The sequence below is a fragment of the Cohnella xylanilytica genome (genome assembly GCF_014212175.1).
Lineage (GTDB): Bacteria > Bacillota > Bacilli > Paenibacillales > Paenibacillaceae > Cohnella > Cohnella xylanilytica.
In genome coordinates, this window is sequence record NZ_JACJVR010000088.1 from 1 (window position 1) to 19,234 (window position 19,234).

Genomic DNA, 19,234 nt, shown 5'->3' on the forward strand with positions numbered 1-19,234 from the left:
CAGTTTATAGACAGCCTCATTGGGTTCGTTAGAGAACCAAAAATCTTGTCGTTGTTTCAGTCCGAACAAACGGTTCTCCCTTCTCGACTGCCGATATATCGCTCGCCCCACTCGTCCAGTTGATCCAGTAGGGTCTTCAGCGACTGACCGAGCTCGCTCATCCCGTAGACGACCTTCGGCGGCACTTGATTGTAGACCGTTCGCGTAACGATGCCGTCCTCCTCCAGCTCCCGAAGCTGCTGAATGAGCATCTTCTGCGTAATATCGGGGATCGCCTTCTTCAGCTCGCTCGTTCTCATCGGTTCGGGGACGCAGTTCAAGTGGCACAGAATCAACAGCTTCCACTTCCCCCCGATCACCTCCAGCGTCGCTTCCGCGGGGATGTTGTACGTTCGCGCGGTCGGCCTCTCCATCGGTTCACCTTCCTCCCATGCGACACGGTTCAAAAATTACTTTCCGGTAACTATATCACTTCGGAGTGTTTATAACACTTTAAAGTACGTACTTCCCATTTATCGCCGCATCCTCGATAATTTTATCGTACTTCGGCCGAAGGCAAAAGACGAGACAAGGAAGGTGCGTCTATGAACATATTGACCGTCGTATCGCATCCGAGGGAAAATTCTTTAACGTTCGCCGCGGCGTCCCGATTCGTTCAAGGACTCGCCGACGCGGGACACGAGACGGAGCTGCTGGACCTGCATCGCAGCGGGTTTGACCCCGTGCTGCGGGAAGCGGACGAGCCGGATTGGGCAGCCGGAGGCGATCGCAAAATCTACTCGCCCGAGGTGGAGGCCGAGATCGAACGGTTGAAGCGGCACGACGCTCTCGCCTTTATTTTCCCGATCTGGTGGTACGGGCTGCCGGCTATGCTGAAGGGATATATCGACCGGGTGTGGAACGACGGGTTCGCGTACGGAACCGGTCGGCTCCCGCATCAGAAGGTGCTGTGGCTCGGGCTGGCGGGGGCTCCGCGGGAACACTTCGAGAAAAGAAAGTACGACGAGATGATGTCCTTGCTCCTCAACGTGGGAATGGCCAGCTATTGCGGAATCTCGGACAGCAAGCTCGAGATCCTGTACGACACTCTCGACTCGAGGCCGGAAGTCTTCGATCGGATTCTGACGCGGGCTTACGAGCTTGGTCTGCATTACGGCGACGGCACCTGAAGCGATCGATCCTTATCGCGGCCAAACGAAACGGCCTTCGCATCCCGAGAAGCCCGGGACGAAGGCCGCCTTGCCAGGATCGTCTGTTACGCTTCTCCCCAGTAAATCTCCGTCTCGTATTCGAACGCGACCTGCCCGTCCCTCTCGTTCCGGTCGAACAGCTTCCGAAGCTCCTTCATCATCGGCTCGTAATTCGGATGGCCCGGCAGCGGCGCGTAGGACGAGGAGAGCAGGCGTCCCGCCAATCCTTCGAAGCCGAACAGCTGGCGGTTGGCGAAGCGCGCTTCCGACATCGGGCTTCGCAAGTAGAATTCGGCGAGCGCCTCCCTCGAGATATTCTTGTTGGACACCTCGGCATAATCCGTTCCGTACGTCCTCAGCAGCGATTCGTATTCCTCGAGGAACCGCGTGCCCTCGGAGAGCCTCGTGTTCCAGATCAGAACCGTCAAGCCGCCCGGCTTCAGAATCCGGCGGAATTCCTCCCGCGCGCGCTCCCTGTCGAACCAGTGGAACGACTGGGCGCAGACGACCCGATCCGCGGATCCGCCGGCCAAGCCGGTCTCTTCGGCGGTCCCGTCGACGGCCCGATAGCCCGGGAAGTCCCCCAGAGCGTCGACCGCCGCCTCCCTCATGGCCGCGTTGGGCTCGACGGCGACGACCCGGCTTCCCCTCTCCAACAGAAGCTTCGAGAAGATGCCCGTCCCCGCGCCGACGTCGGCGACGACGGACTCCTTCCCGAAGCCGACGGGACCGTACAGATAGTCGATCGCTTCCTTCGGGTATCCCGGACGGTACTTGACGTACGCCTCGACCCGGTCCGTGAACCGTTCCGTGTTCCGCATGGCTTAAACCTCCCTCATCGACTTTATTCTCTCCATAAATTCCAGACGGTTCCCGAACGGGTCTTCGGCGTAAAAACGGCCGATTCCTTCCTCGTCCCTCGAATCGTCTTCGGCGATCCGGACGCCGCTTCCCTCCAGATGAAGGCGGAGCGCTGCCAGATCGCGCACGACGAAGGCCGGATGGGCCTTGGCGGCGGGAACGAAGGGGCGCTGCACGCCGATATGAACCTCGTGCGGTCCGCAGCGGAACCAGACGCCTCCCCTCGGCCGCAGCCGTTCGGGCTTCGGAAGCTCGGGCCAGCCGAGCAGGCCTCCGTAGAACGACCGGGCTTCCGGCTCGCAGCCTTCCGGGGCGGCCAACTGCACATGATCGATTCCTTCGAATCGGAATGCCATCCCGCTTTTCCTCCTCCGTTTGTCGCTTTGTTGTTCCATTCTGCGAAACTTCGTTTCATTTTATCAACTTTATCATAATCCATAATTCGGAAGAAGGCAAAGGGAGACTCGCACAGAACGCCGGGGAATCCGATTGACTCTGACCTTGAGGCAGGCCTTAAGATGATTCCGATTAAAGGTCAGGGGAGGTTCTTCGCGATGTCGACCGGAATCATTCCATTGCTTCGAAACGGCTATATTCGGACCGTACTGATGTCGACTCTGTTCTCGCAGACGGGGATCTGGATTCGCAATTTCGCCGTCCTCTTGGATGTGGCGGAGACGACGGGCGGCGATGCCTTGGCCGTATCCATGATCTCCGTCGCGGAGTATGCGCCGATATTCGCGTTCTCGTTCGTCGGCGGCGTATTCGCGGACAGGTGGAGGCCGAAGAGAACGATCGTTTGGTGCGAATGCTTGAGCTCCTTGTCCGTGTTCGCCGTCTTCGCCCTGTTGGAGGCCGGCGCTTGGCGCGCCGTTTTTCTCGCTGCCTTCTGTTCCTCCGCCTTATCCCAGTTCGCGTTGCCTTCCGGCATGAAGCTGTTCAAGAATTGCGTCCGCGACGAAGAGGCGACAGCCGCCATGTCTCTGCTCCAAACCTTGACGTCCGTATTTATGGTCATAGGTCCGATCCTGGGAACGTTGGCGTACGAGCGGCTTGGAATGGACGTCTCGGTGTTGGCGACGGGCGCTTGCTTCCTTCTGTCCGCCGTTGCCCTGACGTTCGTTCCGCCCGATCCGAAGCCGTCGAACGCGTCGACCAATCGGGAGTCCCCGGCTCCTTCGCTTCTTCGGGAGATGAGGGACGGGATTCGATACGTTTGGGCAAACAAGACGCTGTTGAAGCTGACGGTCTGTTTTACGCTGGTAGGATTCGGAGCCGGATGGATCTCGCCGCTCGGCATCTTCCTCGTCACGGAACGATTGGGTCTGCCTCCGGAGGCTGTCCAATGGATCAGCATTCCGTATGGAGCGGGCGAGGTGATCGGAGGAATCGCGACTTTCGCTCTCGCGGCCCAAATCGCTCCGCGGCGCCTCCTCATGATCGGATTGCTCGTCGACGGGATCGGGATCGTCCTGGCCGGGCTGTCCCCCGTCCTGTGGCTGACGATGACGGCGCAATTCGCCATTGCCCTGCTGCAGCCGGCCATCTTCGTCGGCAATAACGCCTTGGTCATGATGCAGGTCGACCCGGCCTATATCGGCCGGGTCATGGGCATTCGGACGCCGCTGATGACCGGGGCGATGCTCCTGGCGATGAGCGCGGCGGGCGTGGCGGCGAAGACGCTCTCGCTTCCCGTCGTTTACGCATTGGCCGGAATTTGTTTTGTGGGCGGATTCGGGTTGCTGCTTCCTCTTCATCGAAGAGAAGACCGCGGGGAGCCGACGGAGATAGGCTAGGCGGAAGGAACCGCGCCGGCTCGGATGCTCGTCTTCCGAACGGCAAAAAGAAAAGCCGGCCGGCGAGGCCGGTCGAGCCGTTGGCGTGTTACTATGCGTGCAGATGGGATCGTCGGCGAATTCGATTAGACGCTCTTGTTCCCGGTTCTCGAGTCGCCGGAGGTTCCCTTGTCTCCCGAGCGGTGCGGCGAGTTCGGCTGTTCCGGCCGGGCTTGGGGCCGGCGCTGAGGCTCGGGCTGAGGCCGGGGTTGGGAACGGGCGCCAGCGTATGCCTGCGCAGGGGATTGGGGCGAAGGAATGGCGTATGGCTGCGGTTGGGGCTGCGGCGAAGAGGCTGCGAATGGTTGCGGATGGGGCTGCGGCGAAGCGTATGGCTGCGATTGGGGTTGGGGCTGCGGATAAGCTTGGGCGTACGGTGGCGAAAATGGCGCAGTGCGGTTCTGCCGGGATTGGACGTATGACTGGGGCGGGGACTGCGGCGCGGGAACGGAGTAGGGTTGCGACCGTAGCTGGGGGCTAGCTTGGGCGAACGGCGGCGGCGGCGGTTGCTGCCCGTATACATTCGCCGGATAACTCGGGTAAGAGTATCCCTGCGCCGGCGGATACGGATACGGCGAAGAGGCCGCATGGACGTAACCCGGCTGGCCGTCGTTCCCTTGCGGCCCCCCGTTCCCTGCCCACGCCGCGAATGGAGTCGCCGGAACGCGAATCGGCGCCGCCTGGCCGGGGTACGGCGAATTAGCGTAAGCGCCGTAAAAGGTGGCGGATGCGGCGGTCTGCGAATCTTTGGCGGGCGCCGGCTGACGCGTGTCCTTCGAACCGCCTTTGCCGGCGACGTGGCTTTGCCTGCAATCGTCGAGGGGGCCGATTCCGACCGTCTGCCGGATCGGCGCGACGGCTTCCTTCCACTTCGCTTCATCGAGGCAGTACGCCTCCGCCATCGCCCGGGCCGGCGTCAGGCGGAGAATATCCGAGCCGAGAATGACTTGCGGCGTAGGCGCGTCGAAGATCGCGATGAGATGCGTATCGTCTTCCGTCGCTTCTTCGTAGTGCCACCAGCCTTGAGGCACATTCGCCACTTGCCCGGGACGGATGACGACGGTTTGCAGCTTTTGGGTGAACGGATTGAGGAAGGAGACGTTAACGGCACCCGACACGCAATAGACGAGCTCGGTCGCGTTCTGGTGGTAGTGGGGTTCGACGTAGTGGCCTTTGGAGAAAAAAATGTCCAGAATCGACGCGTTGCCAAGCGTGTTGAGCTGCTGAACCCCGAGAGAATTGATGTAGTTGCGGCTGTTCGTCGTAAAAGCCCTGTTCTTGTTCACGTCGAAGAAGAACTGGACGTCGGGAGAAGTGAAATCCATGTAGGATACCGCCAAATGGGACCATCCTTTCCGTGATAGGGTCGACGGTAAAGGATATGACCTTTTCGGATAGACATGACTTCAATTCCCGACGGCCTTCGGATTCCTCCTAGCGGTATCCAGCCCCGTGCGCCGGCTCTTCCGGTTCGGGACCACGCTATAAAACGCCAAAAGCCCGCTTCGAAATATCGAGCGGACTCGCGCGATCATATGGAGCCACGATCAGATGAACCTGAACGGGCTCAGGCCGGCTTGCGGGCGACGAAGAAGAGCCGTTCGGAATCCTCGTCGGGCGACTTCCACTCGAAGTCCGCGAACCGGTGCAGCAGCTCGAAGCCGGCCGCCTGCAGCTGCTCCGCCAACCAGTCCGGCTCGTAAGCCCGCTGCGTATGGGATTCCTCGAAGCGGCGGTAGAGTCCGGCTCCACCGGCCGCCCCCTCCTCCTCCTCGCGGACGAAGAACGTCAGATCGTGATCGATCTCCCGCCGGACGGGATCGTATTCGCACGTCCACAAGTAGGCGACGTCCTTCTCGTCGAGGACGAACGGCTGCTCGTCGGCGTATCTCTCCAGTTGGGCCGGAGCGTGCACGTCGAAGACGAACAGCCCTCCGGGGGCCAAATTATTGAACGTATGGCGGAACGTGTCCGCCACGTCGCGATGCTCCGTCAAGTAATTCAGGCTGTCGCAGAAGCAGAGCACCGCGTCGACTTCCTCCGGCAGCTCCCAGTCCCGCATGTCCTGCTGCAGCCAGCGGATCGAGCCTTCCTCGCCGGGCGTCCGGGCGGTTCTTCCGCCCGCCTCCCACTTGCTGCGGGCGACGGCCAGCATGTCGGCCGACAGATCGATGCCGAAGACGGAGAACCCCGACTTGGCGAGAGGAATGGCGACGTTGCCGGTTCCGCAGCCCAAGTCGACGACCGTCTTCGGCATCCCGTACTTCTCCCAGCAGCGGCGGGCGAAGTTCAGCCACTGCGGGTAGGGCATCTCTTCCATAAGCCGGTCGTAGACCGACGCGAATTGGCGGTATGTACGCATTCCTTCTCCCCCAGAAGATAAATTGCGACGGGTGGCGGCTGCAGCGACGGGTTTTACTCGACAAGGTCAGGGCCCAGCAAGACGGTTTTTCCGGCTTATTCGCGACTTCGCGCGGGCTCTCACCGGATTCGGCGGGCGGCCGCTCCGGCGCGAGCCCAGACGCGCTACAGCTGCGGCGCGCCTTCCTGAGCGTCTGCGCCGTCCGCGCCTTCCGCACCGGCAGCGCCGGCTTCCGTCAGCTTCGTCCAGCTCCCCTCTTGCGTGACGAGCCCTTCCTTCATCAGCTTGCCGACGGCCCGCTTGAAGGCGGACTTGCTCAGCCCGAACCGGCGCTGGATAACGTCCGCGGGCGATTCGTCGCTGTACGGCATCGCGCCGCCCGGGCGCTCCCGGAGGAACGCCAGCAGCCGGTCGGCGTCCTCGAGCCGCCCCTTCTCCTTCGGCGGCTTCATCGACAGCGTCACCCGGCCGTCTTCCCGCACTTGCGTGACGCGGCCGCTCACCTTCTCGCCCAGCCGCAGCGGGCGGGTCATCGCGGCGTCCGGGATGTAGCCGAGCGCGCCGAAGCCGAGCACTCCGCCTTCCACGAGCACGAACACGCCGTCCCGGAACGTCTCGGTCACCCAGGCGTCCTTCTGCTCGTGATGCCAGGAGCTCGGGGCGCGGAACGCGACGGCCTGGAAGTCCTCGATCTTCGCGAGCCGGGCGAGCATCCGCCCTTCCTTGTCATGCTTCATGACGACATGAAGCTCGTCGCCTTCCTGCGGCCACCGCTCCCTGCGATCCCCGAGCTCCTTGATCGGCAGAAGCAGCTGGCGGCCGATCCCCATCTCCAGGAAGCAGCCGAACCGGGGATGGAAGTCGGCCATCCGCAGTCTTCCCATCTGCCCCAACGTCAGAAGAGGCTTGCGCCGGGTGGCCGCGAGCCTTCCTTTGTCGTCGTGGAACAGGAAGACTTCGACGTCTTCGCCCTCCGCAGGGCGCGCGCCTTCGGCCTCTCCGTACGGAAGCAGCACTTCGGGTCCGGCTTCCTCCCCGTCCAATCCGAGGAACCAACCGTAAGGCGGCTTCTCCCGGCGCACCCGAAGCGTAACGATCGTTCCCGCGGCCGGCGTCGTCATGCGAGCGTGACGGCTTTGGCGTCGGACCACAGCCGCTCCAGATGGTAATATTCTCTCTCGTCGCGATGGAACACGTGAGCGACGACGTCGCCCATATCGATCAAGACCCAACGGGCGGTGTCCATTCCTTCCAGACGCACTCGGGCTCCGTGCTCCTCCGCCCGCTTGCGGATCTCGTTCGCGATCGCCTGCACCTGCGTATCCGAGTTCCCGTGGCAGATGAGGAAGTAGTCCGCCACCAGCGAGATTCCTTGCAGGTTAAGCGCCACCAGCTCGTACGCCTTCTTCTCCTCGGCCGCTTCGACGACCGATTGCAGCAATTTGTCCGAAGATAATGCCATATCCCAGCCTCCCATGAATTAGTCTCGTTCTTGCTTGCGCCTCTCGACATCCAGCAGCAGATCGTTGCGCGCCAGCATCGTCAACGGGAAGATTCGCTTCCCCTTGTCCAGCAGCAGCCGGATCGTCGAATCGAACCCGGCGAGCAGCGCTTCTTCCAGATTATGTTGGGCCAGTTCGCGTATCTTATTCACGCCCGGGAAGTCTCTTCCCGGTTCCATGTAATCGGCGAGGCAGACGATCTTGTCCAGCTTCGTCATGCCTTCCCTTCCGGATGTATGATAGCGGATCGCGTCCAGCACTTCCTCGTCGTCGATGCCGTGCTCCGTCCGCACGACCCAGGCACCGACATGGGCGTGCCACAGCTCCTTGTCGTGTTCCAGAAGCTCGGGCGGCAGCCCCTGCTCGCGGATGATCTTCTCCATCCTCTCGATGGGCCACGCCTTCGTATAATCGTGGAGCAGAGCCGCCAGCCAAGCCTTGTCCCGGTCGCCTCCGAACCGGTCGGCCAGCTCTACCGCAGTGTCCACGACGCCGAGAACGTGCTTCCACCGGCGCTCGGGCATCTGGCTCTTCGTCGCTTCCATCAACGCTTCACGATTCATATAAGCCCTTCCCCTCGATATATTCGCGAACGGCCTCGGGCACCAGGTAGCGAATCGAGCGGCGCTCTCTCCGCCTGAGGCGGATGTCGGTCGACGAGATGCCGATCGGCGGCATCGGGGCATGAAGCAAGCGTTCTCTTAGAAAAGCGGGCAGAACCGCTTCCTCGCTCTCCTCCCCTTCTCGCTTCAGGCAGACGAAGCGAACGAGCTCCGCCAGCTCCTCGATGCGCCGCCAACGGGGCAGATCGTTCATCATGTCCGTTCCGACGATCCAATGGAAGTCCCTGTCCGGATACCGCTCCCGCAGCGCCGTCACCGTATCGATCGTATAAGAGACGCCGCCTCTCGCGAGCTCGGCGTCTTCCACCCGGAACGAAGGATGGCCTTCGAGCGCCAGCTCCGCCATGGCGCGCCGGTCGCTCCCGTCCGCTCCGGGCTGCGGCTTGTGGGGAGGGACGGAAGTCGGGATGAACCAGACTTCGTCCAGCCCCGCCGCCTCTCTGGCCGCTTCGGCCGCGATCAGATGGCCGAGATGGATCGGGTCGAACGTCCCGCCCATCAATCCCGTTCGCTTCATGGTCTTCTTCTCCATTCGTTGCGGACTCCCTCCGGCAGCGGAGCGGAGCCTCCCTTAAGCCCGGACCGAACCCGGACGAGCGCTTCCGCTCTTCCGGACGCGGCTCGAAGCCCTTCTATCGGGGAAGCTCGATCTGCTTGTGGTCCCGGGACTCCTTGTACAGGACGATCGTCTTGCCGATGACCTGGACGAGCTCGGAGCCCGAACGCTCCGCGATCTCCTCGGCCACTTCGAAGCGGTCGTCGTCGTTGTTGTTCAGAATGTTCACCTTGATCAGCTCGCGCACCTCGATCGCTTCCTCGATGTGGCGGATCAATTGATCGTTGACCCCGCCTTTGCCGACCTGGAAGATCGGGTCGAGATGGTGCGCCTGCGAGCGAAGAAATCTCTTTTGTTTGCCGGTTAGCATAAGCGTTGAACCTGCTTTCATCTTGTAAGTGGGGACGTCGGCCGATCGAACGATTCCAGCACCGCGGCGCGCATCGCCTCGGCCGGAGCCGGCCGTCCCGTCCAATATTCGAAGGCGTACGCGCCTTGGTAAACGAACATGCCGAGCCCGCCGTGAACGCGGCAGCCCCGTTCTTCCGCCCCCTTCAGAAAGGCGGTCTTCAGCGGATTGTAGATCAGGTCGCTGGCGACGGCGCCCGGCTTCAGCCAAGCGGGGTCGAGCGGAGTCGCGTCCACGTCCGGCGACATGCCGACCGAGGTCGTGTTGACGACGACGTCCGCGTCCGCGCACTCGTCCTTCAGCCGGCCCCAATCCGCGGCGGTTACGTCCGGCCGCGCGAAGAACGCCGCCAGCTCGCGGGCCCTCTCCGCCGTCCGGTTCGTCAGGACGATCGCTCCCGGATTCTCGCGGGCGAGCGCCCAGACGATTCCCCTGGCGGCGCCTCCGCATCCGACGACGACGATCTTCTTCCCGGCCAGATTCGGCTCCGCCTCTTCCTTCAAGGAACGGACGTAGCCGATTCCGTCCGTGTTGTAGCCGATCAGGCGCCCGTTCTCGTTCACGATCGTGTTCACCGCGCCGATCGCGCGGGCTCCCTCGTCGATCTCGTCCAGATGCGCCATCGCTTCGATCTTGTGCGGGATCGTCACGTTAAGCCCGCGGAAGCCGAGGGCGCGAATGCCCGCGATCGCTTCCCCGAGCCGTTCCGGAGCGACGTGGAAGGCGCCGTACGCGCCGTTGATTCCCGCCTCCCGGAACGCGCGGTTGAGCATGACCGGCGACCGGGAATGGCGGATCGGGTCCCCGATCACTCCGTATAACACCGTATGACTGTCCATAGCCTAAGTTCCCCTTTTAATCTCCTCTTCTCCCCGCGGAACTTCTTCCCGGCGATCGTTCCGGACAAGACATTCAATTGGAAAAACAGCGGGTTGCCGCCCTACACGATCGCTTCGCGAAGCAGCACTTTGACGCCCTTGGGCGCGTAGACGTCCACGAGCGCTCCGGACTTGCCGTTCGCCCGGATCCAGCCGAGGCCGGACACGAACACGTCCGCGTCGGAGTTCGGCTGGATTCTCAGCGTATGGCGGGTCCAGGGCGGGACGCTCTCCAGGCCTTCGCGCGAAGGCGGGGACAGCATCTCTCCCTTGTGCGCCTCGTACAGCTCGTCGGCCTTCTCCAGCTTCGTCCGGTGAATCGGCAAGCCTTGGGAGACGTACGCCGTGAACGACTGGTGGTCTCCCTCGACGAAGTCGAAGCGGGCGAGGCCGCCGAAGAACAGCGTCTGCTTGGCGTTCAGCTGATAGGTCATCGGCTTGAGCGGCTTCTCCGGCAGGACGGCCTGCAGGCTCTCGCGCGGAATGACCTCGGACAGCCGGGACTTGTAGACGATTCCCGGCGTGTCGATAATGCTCCGTCCGTCCTCGAGCGGAATATGGACGGCGTCGAGCGTCGTCCCCGGATAGCGGGAGACGGTCAGCTCCCGGTGCAGATCGCTGTAATCGGCGATAAGCCGGTTGACGAGCGTGCTCTTCCCGACGTTCGTGGCGCCGACGACGTACACGTCGCGGTCGCCGCGCAGCTCGGCGATCGTCTCGACGACGCGGTCGAAGCCGATGTTGCGCCGGGCGCTGCATAGAACGACGTCGGCGACCTTCAGCCCGTTCGCGCGAGCCTGCTTCTGCACCCAGTTGCGCAGCCGGTTCCAATTGGTCACCCGGGGCAGCAGGTCGATCTTGTTCACGACGAGCAGCACGGGGTTGCTCCCGACGAAGCGCTGCAAGCCGGAGATCAGGCTGCCTTCGAAGTCGAACAGGTCGACGATGTGCACGACAAGGCTGCTCGTCGAGGCGATGCCTCCGAGCAAACGCAGAAAATCGTCTTGGTCGATGGCGACCGAAGACGCGTCGTTGTAATTCTTGATCCGGAAGCAGCGCTGGCAGATGACCGGCTCGCGGGCCAGCGCCCCTTCCGGGACGAACCCCGGCCGATCCTTCTCGCTCGTCTGCAGAGCGATGCCGCAGCCGGCGCAGCGATTCTTCGTCATGGTTGGTTCAGGCAAAATCAGCGTCCCTCCTTCTCCGGCCACAAGCCCTTCTTGCGCAGCCGGGACAGGGCGATCTTCTCGATTCGCCGGTTGATCTGCGTTCCCCAGCCTTCCTCGCCGGGAGCGATGGGCGTGACCAGAATCGTGTGCAGCCCCATCCTTCGGCCTCCCAGCACGTCCGTCAGCATCTGGTCGCCGACGACGACCGCCTGCTTCGGCTCGAGCTTCAGCTGCGCGAGCGCCCGGCGGAACGCTCCTCCGAACGGCTTGCGGGCGGCCGGTATGTACGGGATGCCGAGAGGCTTCGCGAACGTGGATACCCGGGTCTGGTTGTTGTTGGACAGAATCACGACCTGGAACCCCTGCTGCTTCACCCGCTCCAGCCAAGCGATCAGTTCCGGCGTCGCGAGAGGCGTGCGGGCTCCGACCAGCGTATTGTCCAGGTCGGTGATAATGCCGCGGACGCCGCGGGTCTTCAAGGCCTGCAAATCGATATCAAAAACGGTGTTCACGATTTGATCCGGCAGCAACCGTTGGAACATTCCCGATTAATCCCCTGTCTCTATCGAAATGATTGAACAAAATATACCACACCCCGCGATTCCTTGCAAAAGGCGGGAAAGCCTCGTTCGCCGAGGCGCTTGCTTGACTTGCGCCCCCCGCCTCGCTGCGTCCGCGGCGGAATTTCCCGGCCGGTCCCAAGATTCCGCTTCGAGCCGCGGAGCCGAGCGGGCGCCGATTTGTAGAATAAGGTCTCCAGCCGCCATGCTAACGATTCAACGAAGACCGTCGCGCACGCAACCAGGATCAGGATAAATATCGAACTACGCCTTCCTGAAAAAAAAAGCGGCGGCAGCCCAAGACTTGGAACCCGTCCATGACTGCCGCCGATCTATTCGTTTACCCGATCAGAGCGCCTTGCGAATTCTCTCCGCGGTCTCCGCGAACCGGGCGCAGGCTTCCTCGTCCACCCGTTCGCCGCCGTAGCGGGCCGACTCGAATTGCTGAAGCACGCCTTCGAATTCGGCTCTCAGCGATCCGAAGCGACCGCTCCAGCCCGCGAACGTCTCCCGGAGCGTCTCGTGCGGATTGCGCTTGAACCCTCTTCGCTGCATGAACGAGACGAGGCTCTCCATCTCGCGGACGATCCGCTGGTTCGGCGTCGCCCCGCGGTGGCGCAGCCGCTTCCAGGAAGCGAGCAGGCTGCGGCGCTTCCAGACGGCCCATGCCGCCGCCAACACGACGAGAAGCGCTCCGGCCGCGATAGCGACGGGCTTCGACCAGTCCGCCGACGCCGGTTCGACCGTCTCTTCGTCGGGAGTCTGAATCGTCTCCGTAACGTCGCTCGTCGGGAGCGGCGCATCCTTGGGCAGCGGAAGCGGAATGCTGAACCCGGCGGTCGGCTCGAACGGAACCCAGCCGTAGCCCTCGAAGTAGGCTTCGGCCCAGGAGTGGGCGTCGGCGTTGCGAACCGTGTACGTGCCGGCGCCGTCCGGGTCCGGGGTGTAGCCGCCCCCGTACCGGGCCCTCTCCTCGTCCGCCGGATTGGAGCCGGACGTGTAGCCCTTGACCCAGCGGGTCGGAAGGCCGAGCGTGCGGGCCATCACGACGAACGCCGTCGAGTAGTAATCGCAATAGCCTTCCTGAATCTCGAACAGGAACGCGTCCACGACGTCCGAGCTCTTCTGCTTGCCCGTGTCCGGCGTGTTCGTATACGGGTATGTCGTGCTGAGGTACGACTCCAGCTTCTTCAGCTTGTCGTAGTCGTCGGTCGCTCCTTCCGTCACCTGCTCGGCCAGATCGCGCACCCGCTTCGGCACGGAGGTCGGAAGCTGCAGGTACGGCGACAGGTCGACGGAAGCCCGGCCGTCCTTCGGAACGGCGGACAGCGAGCGGAGACGGTTCTCGTCCAGCTCCTGGACTTCGGAGACGACCGTGTACGACTCGAGCTGCGTCGGCCGCTGGAATCGCAGCTCCCATTCCTCCGAATTCCAGAACAGCTTCGGGTTGTTCCCGCCCTTGATCTCCTCGATTCCCGAAGGCGGGCCCGCGGCGAACAGAACCGGTACCCGGTCCTTGCGGATCATCGTGACGGTCTGGACGACTTCGCGAACCCCCTCCTTCTTCTCCCTCGGGGGGTCGAGCGGCAGGTTCTTGTCGCCGGCGGAAGCCGGCACCGTCTCCATGCCCTTGCGGTCGCTCCAGCCCTTGCCGGTATACACCGCCTTCGTCTCTCCCCGCCAGTACGCCTTCTGCGTCGTCGTAACCTGCATGACGGGGGAATAATCGAACTGGAAGCCTCCGCCGATCTGCGTGTCGTTGCGTCCGTACCCCGACTTGGCGGAGCCGGAGCTTCCCGGCGACAAAGGCGAGCCGTTGATGAGGTACCCGCCCTCGCCGGCTAGACTCGGAACCTCCTTGTTCTGGGCTTCCATCCAGATCGTATACGGATCCTCCAGCAGAACCGGAGCGCGCGGCATAAGGACGCCGGCCAGGATAAGAACGCCGATGACGACGACCGCGGGCAGCATCAGCTCGAGCGGCCTCTCGGCCAGCGCTTCCCAGCTGTCGTAATGCCGGTCCCTCAGCTGGCGGAGATGGATGACGACGAGCCAGCCCAGTCCCGCGAGCACGGCCCAAGCGATGTTCGGCCACAGCTCGTAAGGGAAGTAGGAGTCGATCGCCGCCAGGGTGAAGACCGTGACCAGGACGATCGCGATCGTCCGCGCCCGGTTCGTTCCCCATGCCGCCAGCGCGTGCGCGACGAGCAGGGCGCCCAAGGCCAGCTCCGCGAACGGATGGAACTGCTCTCCGTGCGCGGCGAAGAAGTGCCGGACCTCGTCCCAGCTGCGCCAGGACAGCGGCCAGCCGAGCCATCGCACCGGCGCGTAGACGGCGGCCGCGACGAGCGCCGCGGCGACCTGCAAGATCAGGCGCAGCGCCAGCGCGCGGGAGATGAGCAGCTCGGTGATTCCGTAGACGGCGAGCGTCGCGTAGACGACGCGGTACGTCTCCGTCCACCAGTAATCGCCGAAGCAATGGATTAATTGAAGCACGAGAATTAGCGAGAACAATCGGTGCAGCCGCTCCAGCAGGAGCTTGCGCCAGAGGACGGCTTCCTTCCTCCGGGCGGAGGCGGGCTGCGCGGCTTGGTTCATACGGCTCCCACCTCCAGCGCCTGCGGCAGATCGTCCAGGCGGGACACGGTGCAGCAGTCCCAGCCCTTCACGCGGAACATTCGCTGCCACTGAAGCAGCCGCTTCTGTCCTTCCGCGTCGCCGGCCGTCCGGTCCGCGATATGGACGTGGCTGGCGATCTGCTTCCGCGAGTCGAGCGTCTCGAGAGCCCGCGCGACGGAATCCTCGGTCTTGGGGCTCACGAAGATCAAGTAAGCGCCCGGTTCGAACCGCTCGGACGCCTCGCACAGCACGTCGCCGAGTTCTCCCGTCCCGTCGGCCTCCGCGTCGATCAAGTGGTCGAGCGCTTCTTCCCGGGTTCCGGAGGCGCGGCCGACCCCGAACCAGCGTCTCTCCGCGCCCGCGGAGACGAAGCCGAGCGGCATGTTCTTGCGAGCCGCCATCTCGAGAAGCGAGGCCGAGACGGACACGGCCAGCTCGAACGCTTCGGACGTCCGGTACGAAGAGGAACGACGGTCCAGGACGACGACGAGCCGGGGCAGCGCCTCCCTCTCGTACTCCTTGGACTTCCATTCGCCCGTTCTCGCCGTCGCGTTCCAATGAATGCGGGACATCCTGTCGCCGTGGATATATTCCCGGACTCCGTCGATCTGCGTCGTCTCGCGGGACCACGCCGACAGCAGCTTCTGCTGGACGACGCCCGTCCTCGACCGCTGCAGCATCTTCCAGTCGCGCAGAGCCACCGTCCGGGGCGAGACCTTGACCTCGAGCGGCTGTTCGAAGGAGCCCTTATGCTCGAACAAGCCGAAGATGTCCCTCGTCGAGCAGTGCGTCCGCTGGAACCGATACCGCCCCCGTCTTAGCGGAGCCGTCTCGTAGACGAGAGTGCCGCGCCTGCGGTAGTCGGGAACGACGGACAGCTCGTAATCCTGGGAGTCGGAGCCCGAGAGGCGGGTCAGCTTCTCTCTCACGATGATATAAGGGAGCGGCCAGAAGCCCGGAATCTGGATCTGCAGCTTGATCCGCAGCCGCGCTCCGGCCGGAATCGTCGCCAGCGACGCTTGAGCGGCGTCCTCCAGCGTGCGCGTCCCTTGGACTTGGCCGATTCCGCTCCACCGGCCCAACAGCAAATACAAGCCGAGGGCGTTCAGCATGACGAACAGCATTAACGACGTCTTGCCGCCCTGGAAGACGAGGAAGAATAAAGAGAATAAATACAGGGCGGCGCTCCACCACCCGATGCGGGCCGCCAGAAGCCTGTTCATCGTCAGCGCTCCATCCCGACGGGCACCGGAATCTGGCGCAGCACGTCCTGCAGGACGCTGGCCGCGTTCGCCCCCTGCATGCGCGCTTCGGACTTCAGGTGAAGCCGGTGGCCGAGCACGAGAGGAGCGACCGCCTTCACGTCGTCAGGCAGCACGAAGGATCTGCGCTGCAGCAGGGCGAACGCCTTCGCGCACGACGCGAGGGCGATTCCCGCCCGCGGGCTCGCTCCGAGCAGGACGGACGGATGGCTTCTCGTGCCGCGGATGAGAGAGATCAGGTAGTCCGCGACGCTGCCCTCCAGATGGACGGCTTCCGTCGCCGCCTGGATCTCCAGGATGTCCTCCACGGACGCGACCGCCGCGAGGCCGTCGGCCGAACGCCCGGCCCCAGGCTCGGTAATGAGGCGCTTCTCGGACGCTTCGTCCGGGTAGCCCAGGGAGATCTTCATCAGGAACCGGTCGAGCTGCGCTTCCGGGAGGCTGTAGGTGCCGTCGAATTCGATCGGATTCTGCGTCGCGAACAGCACGAACGGCCGCGGCAGCGGGTACGTGACGCCGTCGACGGAGACGTGGCGCTCCTCCATCGCCTCCAGAAGGGCGGATTGCGTCTTCGTCGTCGCGCGGTTGATCTCGTCGGCGAGCAGGACGTTCGCCATGACCGGCCCCGGCCGGAACACGAATTGCTCCTGCTTCGGATGATAGATCGAGACTCCCGTTATATCGGTAGGAAGAAGATCCGGATTGCATTGAATGCGATGGAATTCGCCCCCGATGGAGCGCGCGAGCGACTTGACCATCTGCGTCTTGCCGGTGCCGGGCACGTCCTCGATCAGAACGTGTCCTCCCGCCGCCAGAGCGGTGAGCATCCACGTAATTTCGTCTTTTTTGCCGAAGATGCAAGATTCCATATTGCGCCGTATGAGATCCAACAATTGCATCGCTTGCTGTTGTTCCATGCCCGAATCCTCCTATGGAATCTTGGATAACCTTTATAAAACCTATCTTATTATACCTGATTTTGGAGGGGGCCGTAAATTTTGCAATCCTACAAATCTGCATATAAAAAAAGCCAAACCGCGGCGCGGCAGGCTTTGGACGACGTTCGGTAACTTATGGAGATTCGACGGCGGCCGACAAAAAAAGCGAGGCTCAGCCCTTCGGCTTCACGACCAAGGCGGCCAGGAACGAGAAGATGATGGCCGCGGAGATGCCGGCGCTGGTCACCTCGAAGATGCCGGTGATGACCCCGATCCACCCGTCCCGCTTCAGCTCCGTCAGCGCCCCGTGAACGAGCGAGTTGCCGAAGCTCGTGATCGGCACGGTCGCCCCCGCCCCCGCGAAGTCGATCAGCGGCTCGTACCAGCCGATGCCGTCGATGACCGCTCCCGCCACGACGAGAATCGCCATCGTATGGGCCGGAGTCAGCTTGGCGACGTCGAACAGCAGCTGGCCGATCAGGCAGATTCCTCCGCCGACGATGAACGCCCACAAGTATTGCATGATATCGTTATGCCTCCTTTCCTTCAAGCGACGCGTCCGCTTCGATGGCGACGGCGTGAGCGACGCATGGAATCGTCTCGCCCTGCTGGTAGGAGAGCGGGCTGAGGAGCGCCCCGGTGGCCACGACCAGAATCCTCTTCAGCTCGCCCTTGGCCATCCGCTTGAGCAGGTGCCCGTAGGCGACGACGGCCGAGCAGGCGCAGCCGCTCCCCCCGGCCTGCACCTTCTGCTTCGCGACGTCGTAGACCATGAGGCCGCAATCCCGGAACAGCGTCTGCTCCATCGGAACGCCGTTGCGCTCCAGAATCTCCGCCGCGATCGGATGGCCGACGCCCGCCAGGTCTCCGGTCACGATCAGATCGTAATAACCCGGCTCCCGGCCCGTATCCTGCAGGTGGGCCTGGATCGTATCGACGGCCGCGGGCGCCATGGCCGCCCCCATGTTGAACGGGTCCTTGATGCCGAGATCCACGACCTTGCCGATCGTGGCGGCCGTCACCCGCGGCCCCGATCCCGCCTTCGCGACGATCGCGGCGCCCGCTCCCGTCACCGTATATTGGGCGGTCGGGGGCTTCTGCGAACCGTACTCGGTCGGATAGCGGAACTGCTTTTCCACGGTGCAATTGTGGCTGCTCGTCCCGGCCATGACGGTATCCGCGGCGCCGGAGGCGACCATCAAGGAAGCGAGGGCCAGCGACTCCATCGAGGTGGAGCACGCTCCGAACACTCCGATGTACGGAGCCCCGAACGAGCGGGCCGCGAAGGTGCTGCTGATGATCTGGTTCAGCAGGTCCCCGCCGACGTAGAACTGGATCTGCTCCTTCTTCAGCCCCGCCTTGCTCACGGCGATATCGGACGCCTGCTCCAGAAGAAGCCGCTCCGCCTTCTCCCAGGAAGGCTGCTGCAGCTCCATGTCGGGATGGACCAGGTCGTAATCCGAGGCCAGCGGCCCTTCTCCTTCGTCCGGACCCACGACGGTGCCGGTCGCGACGATGACGGGAGGAGCCGGGAACAGCCACGTTCGCTCTCCGCTCCGCATAGGCTCACCCTCCCAGTCCGAGCAGCCAGTGAACGATGCCGACGAAGAACGCGGCTACGACTCCGAACACGATGACCGACCCCGCTAGCTTGAACATATTCGCTCCGACTCCCAGCACGAGCCCTTCGCTCCGATGCTCGATCGCCGCCGAGCACATCGCGTTCGCGAAGCCGGTGACGGGCACGGCCGTTCCGGCGCCTGCCCACTGGGCGATCTTGTCGTAAACCCCCAGGCACGTCAGGATGACGGAGATCAGGATCATGACGGCGACGGTCGGATTGCCCGCTTGCCGCTCGTTCATGTGGAACGCCGCCATGAAGAACTGCTGGACTCCTTGCCCGATCAAGCAGACGAGTCCTCCGATCACGAACGCCCGGACGCAATTTTTGAATACCGATCGGGCGGGCTCGCGGTTTTTGGCGAACGCCTTATACTCTTTGGGCGACATGGACAACGGCTTGTAGGCCCCTCGCTGCGCTTCCTTGGTTGCCATACGGACTCTCCCCTTTCCTTCCGCAATCGGGCGGCGTCCGCTTCATTATTTGCCAAAGGGGGGCGAAGTATGTCAGTCCCCGAAGGTTAGGTCCGGCCGGAACTGGTTATGCTGATACACGAGGAGGGGATGCAAATGTTGGATTCCGAAGGCTGGAAGGCGGAGAGCCGCAAATTCTTCATCGGCGACATGAAGAAGGAGATGGAGGGACTGCGCGAGCGGTTCCGGTTGACCGAGGAGCAGACGAACCAGATCGAGACCATCCTTCAATGGTCGTACAACAGCGGCTTCCATACGGGGATGAGCTGCGGGCGGCAGCTGTCGTTCAACGACACGATTCAGGCGCCGCTCTCTTATCGTCCGTGGCAATAACGGGAGGCCCCAGGGGCCTCTTTCTTTTATTCTCGTGCCGGTC

The 19,234-nt window shown here is 63.1% G+C and carries 22 protein-coding genes; 3 read left to right on the forward strand and 19 right to left on the reverse strand.

The window, feature by feature from the left end:
* Positions 1 to 56: 56 nt before the first annotated feature.
* A complete protein-coding gene (locus tag H7B90_RS22900) occupies positions 57 to 413 on the reverse strand; it encodes a winged helix-turn-helix transcriptional regulator (RefSeq protein WP_185138221.1) in 357 nt (118 codons plus the stop codon).
* 171 nt (positions 414 to 584) lie between these two features.
* Here H7B90_RS22900 and H7B90_RS22905 point away from each other — a divergent pair, with 171 nt between their 5' ends.
* The gene (locus H7B90_RS22905; protein ID WP_185138222.1) at positions 585 to 1,169 is read left to right on the forward strand and encodes an NAD(P)H oxidoreductase; all 585 of its coding nucleotides are present in this window, start codon (positions 585 to 587) and stop codon (positions 1,167 to 1,169) included.
* 86 nt (positions 1,170 to 1,255) lie between these two features.
* Here the strand turns inward: H7B90_RS22905 and H7B90_RS22910 are convergent, their stop codons facing one another.
* The gene (locus tag H7B90_RS22910) at positions 1,256 to 2,011 is read right to left on the reverse strand and encodes a class I SAM-dependent methyltransferase (RefSeq protein ID WP_185138223.1); all 756 of its coding nucleotides are present in this window, start codon (positions 2,009 to 2,011) and stop codon (positions 1,256 to 1,258) included.
* A 3-nt stretch (positions 2,012 to 2,014) separates the two neighbouring features.
* Positions 2,015 to 2,407 (reverse strand): VOC family protein, encoded by a 393-nt coding sequence (locus tag H7B90_RS22915; RefSeq protein ID WP_185138224.1) that lies wholly within the window; start codon positions 2,405 to 2,407, stop codon positions 2,015 to 2,017.
* 198 nt (positions 2,408 to 2,605) lie between these two features.
* On the opposite strand from H7B90_RS22915, the gene H7B90_RS22920 reads away from it, so the two are divergent.
* Entirely contained in the window at positions 2,606 to 3,847 is a 1,242-nt protein-coding gene (locus H7B90_RS22920) for an MFS transporter (RefSeq protein ID WP_185138225.1), read from the forward strand.
* A gap of 125 nt (positions 3,848 to 3,972) precedes the next feature.
* Here H7B90_RS22920 and H7B90_RS33740 read toward each other — a convergent pair whose 3' ends face one another.
* From H7B90_RS33740 to spoVAC, 16 genes are all read right to left on the reverse strand, one after another.
* The gene (locus H7B90_RS33740; RefSeq protein ID WP_185138226.1) at positions 3,973 to 5,226 is read right to left on the reverse strand and encodes a cupin domain-containing protein; all 1,254 of its coding nucleotides are present in this window, start codon (positions 5,224 to 5,226) and stop codon (positions 3,973 to 3,975) included.
* Between the two features lie 227 nt (positions 5,227 to 5,453).
* Positions 5,454 to 6,248, reverse strand: coding sequence for a class I SAM-dependent DNA methyltransferase (locus H7B90_RS22930; protein ID WP_185138227.1), 795 nt, complete (start codon positions 6,246 to 6,248; stop codon positions 5,454 to 5,456).
* Between the two features lie 164 nt (positions 6,249 to 6,412).
* The gene (locus H7B90_RS22935; RefSeq protein ID WP_185138228.1) at positions 6,413 to 7,369 is read right to left on the reverse strand and encodes a CvfB family protein; all 957 of its coding nucleotides are present in this window, start codon (positions 7,367 to 7,369) and stop codon (positions 6,413 to 6,415) included.
* On the reverse strand, positions 7,366 to 7,710 hold the full coding sequence (rsfS, locus tag H7B90_RS22940; RefSeq protein WP_185138229.1) for a ribosome silencing factor: 345 nt from the start codon (positions 7,708 to 7,710) through the stop codon (positions 7,366 to 7,368). The genes H7B90_RS22935 and rsfS overlap by 4 nt, the downstream gene beginning before the upstream one ends.
* 18 nt (positions 7,711 to 7,728) lie before the next feature.
* Positions 7,729 to 8,313, reverse strand: coding sequence for a bis(5'-nucleosyl)-tetraphosphatase (symmetrical) YqeK (yqeK, locus tag H7B90_RS22945; RefSeq protein ID WP_185138230.1), 585 nt, complete (start codon positions 8,311 to 8,313; stop codon positions 7,729 to 7,731).
* Positions 8,303 to 8,890: a nicotinate-nucleotide adenylyltransferase gene (nadD, locus tag H7B90_RS22950; protein ID WP_185138265.1), complete on the reverse strand. Its 588-nt coding sequence runs from the start codon at positions 8,888 to 8,890 to the stop codon at positions 8,303 to 8,305. Before nadD ends, yqeK begins: the two co-directional genes overlap by 11 nt.
* 115 nt (positions 8,891 to 9,005) lie before the next feature.
* Positions 9,006 to 9,299: a ribosome assembly RNA-binding protein YhbY gene (gene yhbY, locus H7B90_RS22955; protein ID WP_185138231.1), complete on the reverse strand. Its 294-nt coding sequence runs from the start codon at positions 9,297 to 9,299 to the stop codon at positions 9,006 to 9,008.
* Positions 9,300 to 9,316: 17 nt separating this feature from the next.
* Positions 9,317 to 10,177 (reverse strand): shikimate dehydrogenase, encoded by an 861-nt coding sequence (locus H7B90_RS22960; RefSeq protein ID WP_185138232.1) that lies wholly within the window; start codon positions 10,175 to 10,177, stop codon positions 9,317 to 9,319.
* A 101-nt stretch (positions 10,178 to 10,278) separates the two neighbouring features.
* Positions 10,279 to 11,385 (reverse strand): ribosome biogenesis GTPase YqeH, encoded by a 1,107-nt coding sequence (gene yqeH, locus H7B90_RS22965; protein WP_185138266.1) that lies wholly within the window; start codon positions 11,383 to 11,385, stop codon positions 10,279 to 10,281.
* 17 nt (positions 11,386 to 11,402) lie between these two features.
* Positions 11,403 to 11,927 carry a YqeG family HAD IIIA-type phosphatase gene (locus H7B90_RS22970; protein WP_185138233.1) on the reverse strand — a complete coding sequence of 175 codons (525 nt, stop codon included), beginning with the start codon at positions 11,925 to 11,927 and terminating at the stop codon, positions 11,403 to 11,405.
* A 366-nt stretch (positions 11,928 to 12,293) separates the two neighbouring features.
* On the reverse strand, positions 12,294 to 14,543 hold the full coding sequence (locus tag H7B90_RS22975) for a transglutaminase TgpA family protein (protein ID WP_185138234.1): 2,250 nt from the start codon (positions 14,541 to 14,543) through the stop codon (positions 12,294 to 12,296).
* Complete coding sequence (locus tag H7B90_RS22980; RefSeq protein WP_185138235.1) at positions 14,540 to 15,787, reverse strand: DUF58 domain-containing protein; 1,248 nt, start codon at positions 15,785 to 15,787, stop codon at positions 14,540 to 14,542. Before H7B90_RS22980 ends, H7B90_RS22975 begins: the two co-directional genes overlap by 4 nt.
* A gap of 2 nt (positions 15,788 to 15,789) precedes the next feature.
* On the reverse strand, positions 15,790 to 16,743 hold the full coding sequence (locus H7B90_RS22985) for an AAA family ATPase (protein ID WP_185138236.1): 954 nt from the start codon (positions 16,741 to 16,743) through the stop codon (positions 15,790 to 15,792).
* A gap of 193 nt (positions 16,744 to 16,936) precedes the next feature.
* Positions 16,937 to 17,287, reverse strand: coding sequence for a stage V sporulation protein AE (spoVAE, locus tag H7B90_RS22990; protein WP_185138237.1), 351 nt, complete (start codon positions 17,285 to 17,287; stop codon positions 16,937 to 16,939).
* A gap of 7 nt (positions 17,288 to 17,294) precedes the next feature.
* Positions 17,295 to 18,326, reverse strand: a complete 1,032-nt coding sequence (spoVAD, locus tag H7B90_RS22995; protein WP_185138238.1) for a stage V sporulation protein AD — start codon at positions 18,324 to 18,326, stop codon at positions 17,295 to 17,297.
* 4 nt (positions 18,327 to 18,330) lie between these two features.
* Positions 18,331 to 18,819: a stage V sporulation protein AC gene (gene spoVAC / locus H7B90_RS23000; protein ID WP_185138239.1), complete on the reverse strand. Its 489-nt coding sequence runs from the start codon at positions 18,817 to 18,819 to the stop codon at positions 18,331 to 18,333.
* A 135-nt stretch (positions 18,820 to 18,954) separates the two neighbouring features.
* Between spoVAC and H7B90_RS23005 the strand changes: the two genes are divergently transcribed.
* A complete protein-coding gene (locus H7B90_RS23005; protein ID WP_185138240.1) occupies positions 18,955 to 19,191 on the forward strand; it encodes a hypothetical protein in 237 nt (78 codons plus the stop codon).
* Positions 19,192 to 19,234 lie beyond the last annotated feature (43 nt).